We start from the raw sequence: 13,002 nt of genomic DNA, 5'->3' as shown, positions 1-13,002 counted from the left end.
TTAGAAACTCCGGTAAAACGTTAATTCAACACGGGTATTATCAAAGCTACTATCTACAGATGCCGGGGTTCCATTAACATATTTCCCGTACATTTGTTCAATACGTAGTTTTAACGGCAGCCCTACGGGTTGCCATGCGATGCCAGGCCCTATTTCTGCTATGTTATTATAATATTCCTGTTCACTATCATTAATGGTATGCAGTTTCACATAAGCCTGTATATTACCCCAATCATTATAGTTAAAATTCCAGCCTGTCCGTAATCGCAAATCACCGATCAGATTATAATCCTCACGTGAATAAGCAGCGGCATTACCATAAAGTTCAGCAAAATACTGATTGCTTTGCTGAGCTGGCATATGGCTGGTCTGATCCATCCCCCAGTACCACTCCTGATAGCCTGTTAAACCACCATTAATGCTTTCCCTAAATTTTTTCCGGTTCAGATCAATCAGATCATAGCTACCACCCGCTTCCAGATATAGGTAAACAGGCCATTTCCACGGACGGTAATTTACCCCCAAACCTACTATGGCGGCATTCTGGTCAATAATTTCTGGACGGGCGCCGCCTGTGGAACGGGTATCACGATTGACACTGGCAAATCCATAGATCTGGCCTTGATTGTTTTTATCTAAATAACGGCCATAACGAATCTTTAACGGTAAAATTGTAGTGTCATAGCGTCCTTCATAAGAAGGTGAGGAATAAACATCAGCAAAGGTTTTCTTGGCTGGCGTATTACCTGTTCCTGACAGGTTCTGTACCGCCTGTTTAGACTGGGATGCAATTTCCGGATTGGAAGAGCTTTGTAATTGCTTGAATATAACGAGTGCTTCATCATTTCTATGCGCCACATTTAACAAATAAGCTTTTTGCATGAGAAGCTGATCATCAGATGAGTCTAAGGCAAGCGAACGATTAATATATTCTAAAGCTTTATTATTATCATTTTGACGCAAGGCCAAGTATGCCCAAGTTTTCCAGACTTTAGGATCATTTGGTGTCTTTAGGGCAATCTGGTTAAGTAAACTGTCTGCTTTATTAGTATCCTGACTTTCAACCTGGTAATACTGCTCCCACAATGGATAAACGTCAGCGGTATCCATTGGGCCATTTTGAGCCTGTACCCCTAAACTTATCACAAACCCAAAAATCGTTAAGTAGATTTTTTTCATTGTTTTATAAATACTATAAAAGTCACCGAGATAATGATTATCTTATATTCTCTAAAATAAAAATACAGATAAAACCGATAGTACTGTGAGAAAATTATTTATTGATTACATACTAATTTTATTTAAAACAGGGAATTAAATAATAAGAAGATTAATCTTTTTAACAAATTCTAACATTCAATAATAAGGATTAAATAGAAATTATTTTACTACATTAATTTTAATATTTTTCATTGTCTACACTACTCTTATTAATAAATGGCTATTATTAAAGAGACAATGATAAAAAAATAAGCCACTAGATAAGCGGCTTATTTAGAATTCTGGCGGAAGCGGTGAGATTCGAACTCACGGAGGGCGTGAACCCTCGTCGGTTTTCAAGACCGGTGCATTAAACCACTCTGCCACGCTTCCAACGAGCGTTATCATATAAACTATTCGTAAAATTGGCAAATCATTTTGTAGATTTAATTGGACAAGTGTTCAAAATAGAACCAGATATTATAAATTTCATGGTTTTTCATAACGAATTGCATTGATATACCACTGCTTCTTTCCTGAAGGGGTCATCACTTCAATCTCATCATTCACCTGTTTTGAAAGTAATGCCCTAGCCATAGGTGAATCAATTGAAATATGTTGAGGATGATGATCATAAATCTCATCTACCCCGACAATTCGTAAAGTTTTCTGTTCACCATATTCATTTTCAATATCTACCCAGGCACCAAAGTAAACGCGCCCGTCCTGTTCAGGTGAATGGTCAACAATTCTCAGCTCTTCCAGCCGTTTTCCTAAATATCTTACCCGACGATCAATCTTGCGTAAGAGCTGCTTATTATATTGATAATCGGCATTTTCACTACGATCGCCCAGACTGGCAGCCCAGTTAACTTTCTTGGTTATTTCTGGACGTTCTTCGTGCCAGAGCTGTTGTAATTCAGCCACCAACCGGTCATGGCCGGCTCGAGTAATTAAGTTAGATTTCATTATGAATATTCAGTTTAAACACGTATTCAATTTATATAATTATCTATTATGCCATATAGTTTCAACACATTGTCATAATATTAATTTAAAATTTATTAATATCAATTACTTATATAAGCATCACTCATCTATTTTTGATCAAAATTTGACATAATAAAATTTGCACTTTATTATCCGTTCACTTTTTAGTATTTATGTTATTTTTATCTATGTAGTTAAACTACACAGTTTTATTCCATCCCTGTCATTTTAAATGACTTCATGACTGCCCATCCTCTTATTGAATTTATCAACTTATAAAAGTTGCAGACCCGTTTTTGTCTGCCTTTTAGGGCATAAGTTACTTTAGCGGAGACACCATGCACAGTAGTTCAACTTCTGGGTCAAGGCTTAGCCTTAACTCTTTATTTTCTACTCTCCCTGTTCGATTACTTGTATTAAGCACAGCTCTTGTACCTTGGCATAATATTAATGCAAGTAAAGCTTCACAATATAATTCCGTTGTGAATACCAATACGTTAACTGTGGTCACGGTAGAAAGCCCGACGACCTTATTTAAAGATGGCAAGATTATGTATGGCTTCGGCTATGATCTTGTCCGTAACTATGCTCAAAACTTGAATGTCAGGCTCGAACTAAAGACAGTGGCAGACAACGCAACAGCTTTAAAATGGGTCGCCCAAGGCAAAGCCAATATGGCAATGACTACGGCTGACTTTAATACTATTGAAAAGCACCAGCTGACGTCTTTCTCTGCAAGCTGTGGAGATACAACCAGCCTAGTTAAAAATGGTTTAAACCCAGCATTGAACTGGGTATTCAAACAGGCCGAAGAACCGCTAGCTGCTACTGCAAGTGGCTATATCTGCCAAGGTAAACAAAATGGGGCCATTCGTCAGTTGGCTTCTTTTTACAACCGTAATGTAGTACAGCCTGATGCCTGGAAAACTATTCAGCGTGATTTGTCAAAACGTATGCCGATTTATAAAGCGAGTTTTCAGCAAAGTGCTGAACGTTATGACCTGGACTGGCACCTGCTGGCTGCAATTGGCTATCAGGAATCTTATCTAAAGCCCAATTCAGTTTCACCTACAGGCGTACGTGGCCTGATGATGCTCACCAGTAGTACAGCTAAAGCTATGGGAGTACAGAACCGTACAGATCCCCATCAGAGTATTCAAGGCGGGGCCAAGTACTATGATTTAATGCTCGACAAGTTTTCTGACGTTCCTTATCCGGACCGTAATTGGTACGCCTTGGTAGCTTATAATATGGGTCCTGGTGCTGTTGGCCAGATTCAAAAACGTATTGAAATCCAAGGTCGTAATCCAAATAATTGGGTAAATCTTTATGATTATCTGGAACGCCATCAGACCAGTAATGGTCGTTATCGTCAGGCTGTGCAGTATGTTACCCGTATTCGAGCCTATCTTGAACATATCAAGAAGTCCGATCTGGTCACAATTTAGACAAAAGCGTTATATGTAATATAGAATGTAGTACAAACAATTTAATTTATAAAAAAAGCTTACCTTCACGGTAAGCTTTTTTTGCTCTTAAGCTTCTTTTTTTCAAGAAGTTTGCGCAAGGATATTCTTAAACAGGTCTTTCTGCTCTTGGCTTGGCTTTACAGTCTGTAATGCCATCAATTGTGACATATCGCCTTGCACCTTGATTTTGCCTGTCATAAATGCTTGCATCGCAGCTGCCATATCAAATTCAAGGAAGACTTTACGCAGGGTTTCGCCATCCATATTCAAAGTAGTTTTAGCATTTGAAGACAGACCTTTCTGGATTTTTCCACCATCTAATGAAAGTTCAGTCGTATTATTGTCTGCATTTACAACTACAAGATTAATTGCCAGATTAGCCAAGGCTGGTGGCAGGTTCAAATCACCTGCTTCAGCAGTTAATTTATCAACAGTTGCAAACCAATCATCAGTGAGTAACGCAGGCATAATTTTTCCTCAAGTATATTTTTCAATTTATAGAGCTGCCTTTCCAGACAGCATATTCATGAAGCTGTGAGCTTTTATTTTGTTATAGCATGTAATGAGGCAATTAGAACAATTTTTTTGTACTGATCATTCAGTTTTTGATGTTTTTATGTATTACTGAATTAAATAGGCACCTTAACTGGGCAAGATGCCTAATATTTGGTTTTATTCAGCAGCAAAACTCAAATTAACTACATCCAGACGATTAGTTTTTTCCGGTTCTTTGAAGTCATACTCACGTTGCGAATCAAGTATCTCAAAATCGAACAGTTCACGGTCAGCCAGCTGAGATGGTGATACGTTCTGCAAAGCGCCGAAAATACTGTGCAGACGTTTCGGATGGGCTTTATCCCAATCACGCAACATATCATTAATGATTGCGCGCTGCAGATTTTCCTGAGACCCACAGAGATTACATGGAATAATTGGGAACTGGCGCAGCTCCGCATATTTTATAATGTCTTTCTCTTCCACATAAGCCAGTGGACGAATCAGAATATTCTTTTTGTCTGATGACAGCAGTTTTGGTGGCATGGCTTTTAGACTGCCACCATGAAACAGGTTTAAAAAGAAGGTTGCCAGAATGTCATCACGGTGATGTCCAAGAGCAACTTTGGTTGCGCCGATTTCCTGGGCAAAACCGTATAGGGATCCACGGCGTAAACGCGAGCACACAGCACAGTATGTTTTACCTTCCGGTGTCAAGCGTTTGGTAATGGTATAGGTGTCTTTTTCCAGAATGTAATATGGAATATTGTTTTCTTCCATATAACGCGGCAAGACATCCTCCGGAAAGCCAGGCTGCTTCTGGTCTAGGTTGACAGCAACTACATCAAAGTTAATTGGTGCAATACGCTTGAACTGTAGCAAAATGTCCAGCAAGGTATAACTGTCTTTACCACCCGATACGCACACCATTACCTTGTCGCCATCTTCAATCATCTTGAAGTCACGAATAGCATGGCCAACTTGGCGACGCAGCTTTTTAAGCAGACGATAATAGGCTGAACTGGTTGGCAGTTCTGGCTTGAAATTAAATCCCTGGTTGGACTCAACTGGCGAGTACATAGAACAGAATTACCCATAAAAGAAATACCGCGCGATTTTAGCCGATCTCCCTCCGATTCGCATCACCGAATTACAATTAATGTGGAACACCACTGGTCAGAAAAAAATAAGCCTTTGTATAAAAAATAGACGCTCGCGTTCAAAATTGTATCAAAATGCTTATATTTTGGACTTTTCCACAGTTTTCCACAAAACCTGTGGATAAAATTGTGGATTTCTCTAGGCTTGACAGGGGGTGTAATCGGCCTATTAAGGGTTTTATTTAAATTGATCATTTTTTGATCAATTAATATTTATTAATAATTACAATTACTTATATATGTCAAGCTATACTTTTTAAAAAAATTTTTTTATTTATTTGGTTATTTTCAAAACAAATAGTCTTGCTTTTTTTTCAATTTTTTTTGTTAAAGAAACTCAAGTTTTTGGTTTCCATTGTAGAGTTTTTTGTTAAACTCAGACTGAATTTTGAGCTCCAAGTTGCTTACAGATTACTATGAAAACTTACTTTGATATTTCACGCTTGGGTATCTGGGGATGTGCCGTACTTGTACTGACTTCAAGCTATAGTAGTGCAGGTCAAATGTATGTCTATAAAGACCAAAGTGGCAGCACCCTCCTGACTAACCGTAAAATGAATGACAGTTCATTAAAGAAAGTTAAAGTTACTTATTATCCTGAGAGTAATATTCACAGTTATAGTAACTGGGGAAAGTCAGAAGCGGCGGTATTGCCAAGCTATAGCAAAAATCGTGATGCTTTTGATCATATAATCAAACAGGCGGCTCAGCAGCATGGTGTCAGTGAAGGTCTGATTAAAGCAGTTATGCACACTGAATCAGGCTTTAATGTAAATGCCCGCTCTCCTGTAGGTGCACAGGGCTTGATGCAATTAATGCCTGCAACAGCACGGCGCTTTAATGTCTCAAATGCATATGATCCTTATCAGAATATTCTAGGAGGAGCCAAATATTTAAGCTGGCTCCTGAAACGTTTTAAAGGCAACACGCATCTTGCTCTTGCAGCCTATAATGCAGGAGAAGGTAATGTTGCTAAATACGGTGGTATTCCCCCATTCCGTGAAACCCAGGATTATGTTCGTCGAGTCACCAGTCGTTATAGCAACCTTTACTCGGGCGGAGCTCTAAACCTTACTGCCAGTAATAATCCGGAAAACGGGTTGCTGGTTCAGGAAACAGTGAATTCTGCTGCAAATACTCAAGCTGCAGGCCGGAGCTATGCACCCCGGCAAATTATTACGCTGGCAGATGGCTCCTATACAGATGCACCAGGCACTTATGTCAGCTCTAACGCTACCGCCTCAGCACGTATTCATATTTCTAACTGATCTTTTGATTCATTTTTTCTATATATATTTTTCAAGTTTTTCTTGAATTTTAACGAGCATCACCGCATATTAGTTTTACGATTTATATTTCAAAATCGATTTATTTTTTCTATCAAAAGAGGATTATCTCAATGATGCGGATTGGTTTGTTCTTGCTAACCAACCTCGCGGTACTGGTAGTAGCTGGCATTATTTTGTCGCTCTTCGGAGTCGGAAGTTATCATGGTGCGGGTGGCCTTAATCTGGGCAACCTTTTAGTCATCTGTTTTGTATTTGGTATGGTGGGTTCTCTCATCTCCCTCTTTATGTCCAAATGGATGGCTAAAAAGGCGACCGGTACACAAATTATTGACCCTAATGCTCCTCAAAATCAGGCAGAAGCCTGGTTATTGCAGACCGTTGCTGAATTATCACAGCGTTCTGGCATTCAAATGCCAGAAGTGGGCATTTTTCCGTCTTATCAGTCTAATGCATTCGCAACAGGCTGGAACAAAAATGATGCACTGGTCTCGGTCTCTACCGGTTTGCTTGAACGTATGAATAAGGATGAACTGCGTGCAGTACTGGCGCATGAAATCGGCCACGTCGCTAATGGCGATATGGTTACACTTGCCCTGATTCAAGGGGTAGTGAATGCTTTTGTCATGTTCTTTGCCCGTGTAGTAGGCGACTTCATTGACCGTAACGTATTTGGCCGTGAAGATGGTGAAGCACCTGGGCTGGCTTACTTTGCAATTACGATTGTACTGGATATTGTATTTGGTATTCTTGCCTCTGCAATTGTCATGTGGTTCTCACGTTACCGTGAATATCGGGCCGATGAAGCGGGTGCACAGCTTGCCGGAAAACAGGCTATGATTTCTGCCCTGTTACGTCTACAGGCAGAGTCTGACATGCCAGATCAGATGCCTAAAGAAATGAAAGCCTTTGCAATCTCTTCTGGTAAAGAAGGTGGTTTTAGTCTGGCTGCTCTGTTTATGACACACCCGACTATTGAAGACCGGGTAGCTGCTTTACAGCGTCTCAACTGTCCATAAGTTTTTCTGTTGATTCATCCAGATTCAAAAAAGCCTCCTGCGTGGAGGCTTTTTTACATTTAACCTTTTAAGCTAATGCAGTGTATATTTTAAAAATACTGCTGTGCCAGCCTGATAGCAAACCACAAACCGGCTGCAAATAGAATCAGGAACAGAACTCCGACCAAGTCAGGTATATGTAGCCATAACCAGGCCACCACTGGCTGGCGCCAGAAAGTAGAATGTTGCTGTTTACGTTCTAACTTCTCATGCAGATAGGGATGCCTTAAATGAATATCTGTAGTCATCTGATATTCTGTGCGGATATGTTCATGCACAATATCAAGTGCCTTGCGGCTCGGCCGGATAAATATATCAAATACCGTACCGATTACAGGCACAAAACCGACCACTGCATCCAGGGCAGCCATTTTAATAACTGGCCGCAATTTATGGGAAGGCACGCCAATCTGGCGCCCTTTGTAAACTGCATAACAAGTCAGGGCAAAGCCTGCCAGATCTCCTGCAATTGGTACCGTGCTCAAGGCTGCATCCGCACCGATTCCCTGCTTGGTAAAAGGAATACGAACTAAAGAGTCCATGATATTGGCAAACTTGGCCAGATCACGCTCCAGACGGATCACTTCTTGCTGAGTAAGTTTTTTTTGTTTTTCAAGCCCGGGCATTACCAATTCCAGTCATTAGAGAGTCATCAGCATAAAACAGATTAAAACACGAGATGTATTAATCTGTGTACTAAAACAATAATTTGGATGCTACAAATAAGTAGATAATCACGCCTGTAGCATCACAGATTGAGGTAACTAAAGGTGCTGAAGCACTGGCAGGGTCCAGTTTCAACTTATTTAAAATAAAAGGCAAGCTCATACCCGTCAGACAACCCATGAGTACAATCCCTACCATGCTAATTGCCAGTACAATCGCGACCATGAAATCACCGCGAATATAACCTAGCATGGATACGGCACAAGCCATGGTTACGCCTAAACAAAGTGCCACCACAGTTTCACGGCCGAGCAAGCTGAACCAGTCTTTAAACTGTACATCTCCGGTCGCCAAGGCACGCACCATGAGAGTAGCAGACTGCGATCCGGCATTTCCCCCACTGCCCACCAGTAAAGGGAGAAAGAATACCAATACAATGTGAGTTGAAATAATCTCTTCAAAATGTGCAATTCCAATTCCCGACAGTAAACTGCCAAAGACCAGAATAACCAGCCAAAATACCCTTTTTTGGTATAAGGTTATGATGGGAGCAGTTTTCAGGCTGAGCTCAGCTAACGGACTGACTGCACCGGATTTTAAAATATCTTCGGTAGTTTCTGCCTCTACAATATCCATCACATCATCATAAGTGATAATGCCCAGCATTCTTTCCTGCTCATCCACTACAGGTAGAGCGATTAAATCATAGTAAGCCAGAGTTTTAGCAACGACTTCCTGATCATCATAGGTATAGACATAAATCACATCCCTTTCCATTACCTCTGCAATTGTAGCTTCGGGCCTGGCCTGAATAATCTGGCGTAGAGAGATGACACCTATCAGCTGATTCTGCTCATTTACAATATAAACCAGATAAAGGGTTTCCCGTGTTGCGGCGATTATACGCAGCGCCTGGATGGCTTCATCCATGCATAAGTCGTGGTGTAAGGTAACAAAGCTGGAACTCATCATCGCACCAGCTGTACCTTCAGGATAAAGCGCCAGTTTTCTTAAGGTATTTTGAGACTCCTCAGATAGCAGTGTTATAAGCTGTTGTTGTAATTCTGGTGACAGTTTTTTATAAATATCGACAAAGTCATCAGAATACATATTATCAAGAATAGGGATGAGATCAGGAACAGGTATAAATTCAGCCAAAACAGCTTGCTGGCTGAGCGGCAAATATGCAAACACCTCACTTGGCTCATCCAGTTTCTGTAGGATCTTGACCTGTTCTGTAGGGGTCAATCCTTTTAATACACTAGCCTGATCAGCAATATTTAATTCATTTAAAAGGCCAATAGCCGTATTGAACTTTTCAGAACGGAGCTGTTGGTGAACATATTGTATTTTCTCTGCAATCTGCGGCATGCCTGTCTCATGATAATTTATTGATTAAATAAAAATTTATTTTTGATCAGGGGGATTAAACTACTTCTATCATGCTCTGGAGAGTTTTCACTATAATTTTGCAATACGCCTACATTTATCGAATAAAGTCATAAACTGAGGGCGGTCTTTAAAGTAAAAAAACCTGATCTCGTCAGGTTTTTCGAAAGACAAATCAAGATAAATCAACTAACCAAGGTGCTGTTTTCTTGTCATCAGATTCCGGACCAAAACATACATGAATGGAATGAATATCACTACCAAGACCGTTCCAAATATGACTCCACCTAGAACACTGGTACCAATTTCCTGACGGCTGGCAGCTCCTGCACCGGAGGCAAACACTAGCGGCACTACACCGGCACCAAAAGCCAGAGAAGTCATCAAAATCGGTCTCAAGCGCAAGCTGGCGCCTTCCAGAGCTGCTGCTACTGCATCTTTGCCACGTTGCTGGGCCAGTGCAGCGAATTCAACAATAAGAATGGCATTTTTGCATGACAGACCAATTGTTGTCAGCAATGCAATCTGAAAGTAAATATCATTAGGAAAGCCAGCTAGATAACTGAACAGGATATTCCCACCAATACCAAGTGGTATTGCTGCCATAACCGCTGTCGGTATGCTCCAGCTTTCATAAAGGGCAGCGAGGCACAGAAAAATAAAGCCAATCGACACCAGATATAACCAGATTGCCTGATTACTGGACTGCTGTTCCTGAAAAGATAAACCGCTCCAGGCTAAGTCAATGTCAGGAAATTGATCAATCAGGGCCTGGACATCCTGCATCGCTTCACCGGTACTAAAACCAGATCCTGCATCTGCTTCCATTTGTAATGCAGTATAGCCCATGAAACGGTTAACTACTTCTGGCCCGCCAGTCCATTCAAAACTGGCAAATGTAGAAAATGGAACCATTTGACCAAGATCATTACGGACAGACCAGAAATATAAATCTTCAGGTTGTGCCCGATAAGCTGCATCACCTTGCATAATGACCCGCTTAATCCGTCCCCGGTCAATAAAATCATTAATATAACTACCACCCCAAGCAGCCGCCAGAGTACTGTTAATCGCAGGCTGACTTAAGCCTGCTGCCATTGCCTGTTTCTGGTTAATATTGACCTTCAACTCAGCCTTGTCCGGATTAGCTTTTTTGTCCAGATTTTGAAAACTGTCATATCGATTAGTTTTGGTCTGTAATGACTTAAACTGCTGTTCTAGATAAGTCCGGCCTTGGCCGTTAATATCGCGAATCCAGAATTCCAATCCATCTGTCTGCCCGAGACCACGAACAGCTCCCGGCATATTGACCATGATTCTGGCATCAGGATTATTACTGAAATACTTTGTAGCACGCTCACGAATTGCCTGCGCAGAATTTTCCTGCCCCGGACGATCATCCCAGTGCTTGAGCGCAATGAAACCCTGTCCAAGATTTTGACCTGTACCAGAAAAGTTACGGCCATAGCGGATAAGTACCAGTTCAACATTTTCTTGTTCTTTACTCAGGAAATAACGCTGAATCTCTTCTCCTACTTGCTGGCTTTTAGCCATTGGAGCGCCATTTTGCAAGCTAAACTGGATATTAAGCGTGCCCTGATCTTCACTTGGAATAAAACTGCTAGGTAGTGCACGATAAAATAGCGCAAATACAGCAATCAAGGCTATAAATACGACTGAATAAATCATTTTGTGCTGCATGGAACTCTGGATCACTTTGAGATAATACTGTCTAAGTCGCTCCAGTTTTTTATTGAACCCATTAGCCCAGCGAGCATGTTGCTGCTTGGGTTTTAAAATCAATGCACATAAAGCAGGAGTCAAAATCAAGGCGACTAGCAATGACAATGCCATTGCTGCCACCAAGGTAATTGAAAACTGCCGGTAGATGACACCAGTTGAGCCACTAAAAAATGCCATCGGAATAAAGACAGCAGTGAGAACCAGCGTAATACCCACTAGTGCACCGCTAATTTCCTGCATTGACTCTAAGGCAGCCTGTTTTGGGCTGAATTGCCTCTCTTCGATCAACCGCTCGACATTTTCAACCACAACAATCGCATCATCTACCAGCAGGCCAATCGCCAGTACCAGAGCAAATAGAGTCAATGTATTTACACTTAAACCTAATACGTACAGTATGGCAAAGGTTCCTAAAATTACTACAGGTACAGTAATGGTAGGAATTAAGGTTGCACGCCAGCTTTGTAAAAACAGGAACATCACCAAAATTACAAGAATCACTGCTTCAATCAGAGTTGTAACTACCTCTTTAATTGACTCTTGAACAAAAGGTGTATTATCACGTGGATAAACAATTTTATAACCGGCTGGTAGCTTCTCGGTAAGACGGTCTATGGTCTGTTTAATCAAGGCGGAAGTCTGCAAAGCATTTGCGCCTGTAGCCAGTGAAATGCCCAGACCTGCTGATGGATAACCATTAATGGTATTAAATGACTGGTAGTTCTCTGCCCCAAGTTCAATTCGGGCAATATCTTTTAAATATACAAAACCGGCATTAGCAGAAGATTTAATAATAATATTTTCAAACTCTTCAACCGTTTTTAAACGTGAACCCGAGCTGACTTTAGCATTCAGATACTGTTCACTGGCTGTAGGCAAGTCTCCAATACCCCCTGCTGCCACCTGAGTATTTTGTGCTTCTACAGCTGCACGAATATCACTTGGCATTAAATTATATTGTTTTAAACGATCTGGATCTAGCCAGATCCGCATTGCATATTGCGAGCCAAAAACATCGACTTCACCAACTCCTTCAATCCTGGAAATTTCCTGTTCCAGATGGGTCATCATATAATCAGATAATTCGATATTATTACTTTTGCCAGTCTGGTCATAAAGGCCTATGACCATATGCGTATCGCCTAGTGATTTCCATACATTAACACCTTGCCGCTGTACATCCTCCGGCAGACGGCTGAGTACGCCATTAATACTATTTTGTACCTGAACTTGGGCCGTATCTGGGTCTGTACCATTCTCAAAACTAATACTGATCCGGCTACGTCCCGATGAATCACTGCTGGAGCTAAAATATAAAAGATGATCAATGCCTTTAATTTGCTGTTCAAGCAGCTGCGTTACACTCTCTTCTACGGTTTCTGCAGAAGCGCCATTATATGTAGCCGCTACTGTAATCTGCGGTGGAGCAATATCCGGATAGCGTTCTACAGGCAGGTTTATGACAGAGAAAATACCAAATGCCATTACAATAATGGCCAGTACTCCTGCAAAGATGGGACGTTCAATGAAATATTTCGACAACATA

The 13,002-nt window shown here is 41.0% G+C and carries 9 protein-coding genes, 1 tRNA gene and 1 pseudogene; 3 read left to right on the top strand and 8 right to left on the bottom strand.

Annotated features, from left to right (window positions below):
- From AC0VYT_RS04120 to greB, 3 genes are all read right to left on the bottom strand, one after another.
- Complete coding sequence (locus AC0VYT_RS04120) at positions 1-1,179, bottom strand: tetratricopeptide repeat protein (RefSeq protein WP_005015308.1); 1,179 nt, start codon at positions 1,177-1,179, stop codon at positions 1-3.
- Positions 1,180-1,503: 324 nt separating this feature from the next.
- Positions 1,504-1,593: transfer RNA gene (locus tag AC0VYT_RS04115), tRNA-Ser, on the bottom strand.
- A 96-nt stretch (positions 1,594-1,689) separates the two neighbouring features.
- Positions 1,690-2,169 (bottom strand): transcription elongation factor GreB, encoded by a 480-nt coding sequence (gene greB, locus AC0VYT_RS04110; RefSeq protein WP_005015597.1) that lies wholly within the window; start codon positions 2,167-2,169, stop codon positions 1,690-1,692.
- A gap of 359 nt (positions 2,170-2,528) precedes the next feature.
- Here greB and AC0VYT_RS04105 point away from each other — a divergent pair, with 359 nt between their 5' ends.
- Positions 2,529-3,638, top strand: a complete 1,110-nt coding sequence (locus AC0VYT_RS04105; protein ID WP_005015599.1) for a transglycosylase SLT domain-containing protein — start codon at positions 2,529-2,531, stop codon at positions 3,636-3,638.
- A gap of 102 nt (positions 3,639-3,740) precedes the next feature.
- Here AC0VYT_RS04105 and AC0VYT_RS04100 read toward each other — a convergent pair whose 3' ends face one another.
- Together AC0VYT_RS04100 and ttcA are read right to left on the bottom strand one after the other, a co-directional pair.
- Entirely contained in the window at positions 3,741-4,127 is a 387-nt protein-coding gene (locus tag AC0VYT_RS04100) for an SCP2 sterol-binding domain-containing protein (RefSeq protein WP_005015601.1), read from the bottom strand.
- Between the two features lie 204 nt (positions 4,128-4,331).
- Positions 4,332-5,234, bottom strand: coding sequence for a tRNA 2-thiocytidine(32) synthetase TtcA (ttcA, locus tag AC0VYT_RS04095; protein WP_005015602.1), 903 nt, complete (start codon positions 5,232-5,234; stop codon positions 4,332-4,334).
- 568 nt (positions 5,235-5,802) lie between these two features.
- Between ttcA and AC0VYT_RS04090 the strand changes: the two are divergent.
- A pseudogene (locus AC0VYT_RS04090) lies at positions 5,803-6,376 on the top strand (lytic transglycosylase domain-containing protein); the annotation flags it as partial.
- 337 nt (positions 6,377-6,713) lie between these two features.
- Entirely contained in the window at positions 6,714-7,619 is a 906-nt protein-coding gene (gene htpX, locus AC0VYT_RS04085) for a protease HtpX (protein ID WP_005015604.1), read from the top strand.
- Between the two features lie 89 nt (positions 7,620-7,708).
- On the opposite strand, the gene AC0VYT_RS04080 is transcribed toward htpX, so the two are convergent.
- The 3 genes from AC0VYT_RS04080 to AC0VYT_RS04070 all read right to left on the bottom strand — a co-directional run bounded on the left by AC0VYT_RS04080 (position 7,709) and on the right by AC0VYT_RS04070 (position 13,001).
- Positions 7,709-8,284, bottom strand: a complete 576-nt coding sequence (locus AC0VYT_RS04080; RefSeq protein WP_005015606.1) for a DUF4112 domain-containing protein — start codon at positions 8,282-8,284, stop codon at positions 7,709-7,711.
- 70 nt (positions 8,285-8,354) lie between these two features.
- Positions 8,355-9,695 (bottom strand): magnesium transporter, encoded by a 1,341-nt coding sequence (mgtE, locus tag AC0VYT_RS04075; RefSeq protein ID WP_005015608.1) that lies wholly within the window; start codon positions 9,693-9,695, stop codon positions 8,355-8,357.
- A 207-nt stretch (positions 9,696-9,902) separates the two neighbouring features.
- Positions 9,903-13,001, bottom strand: coding sequence for a multidrug efflux RND transporter permease subunit (locus tag AC0VYT_RS04070; protein WP_005015611.1), 3,099 nt, complete (start codon positions 12,999-13,001; stop codon positions 9,903-9,905).
- Position 13,002 lies beyond the last annotated feature (1 nt).

It is taken from the genome of Acinetobacter sp. QJM3NY_42 (assembly GCF_056173745.1).
The sequence above is the reverse complement of the archived record's forward strand: the minus strand, read 5'-3'. Positions and strand labels throughout refer to the sequence as shown.

Bases quoted from the DNA above. Each gene is read 5' to 3' on its own strand.
- AC0VYT_RS04080 (WP_005015606.1), bottom strand. From the start codon at position 8,284: ATGCCCGGGCTTGAAAAACAAAAAAAACTTACTCAGCAAGAAGTGATC.
- AC0VYT_RS04120 (WP_005015308.1), bottom strand. From the start codon at position 1,179: ATGAAAAAAATCTACTTAACGATTTTTGGGTTTGTGATAAGTTTAGGG.
- ttcA (WP_005015602.1), bottom strand. From the start codon at position 5,234: ATGTACTCGCCAGTTGAGTCCAACCAGGGATTTAATTTCAAGCCAGAA.
- AC0VYT_RS04105 (WP_005015599.1), top strand. From the start codon at position 2,529: ATGCACAGTAGTTCAACTTCTGGGTCAAGGCTTAGCCTTAACTCTTTA.
- AC0VYT_RS04070 (WP_005015611.1), bottom strand. From the start codon at position 13,001: ATGTTGTCGAAATATTTCATTGAACGTCCCATCTTTGCAGGAGTACTG.
- htpX (WP_005015604.1), top strand. From the start codon at position 6,714: ATGATGCGGATTGGTTTGTTCTTGCTAACCAACCTCGCGGTACTGGTA.
- greB (WP_005015597.1), bottom strand. From the start codon at position 2,169: ATGAAATCTAACTTAATTACTCGAGCCGGCCATGACCGGTTGGTGGCT.
- mgtE (WP_005015608.1), bottom strand. From the start codon at position 9,695: ATGCCGCAGATTGCAGAGAAAATACAATATGTTCACCAACAGCTCCGT.
- AC0VYT_RS04100 (WP_005015601.1), bottom strand. From the start codon at position 4,127: ATGCCTGCGTTACTCACTGATGATTGGTTTGCAACTGTTGATAAATTA.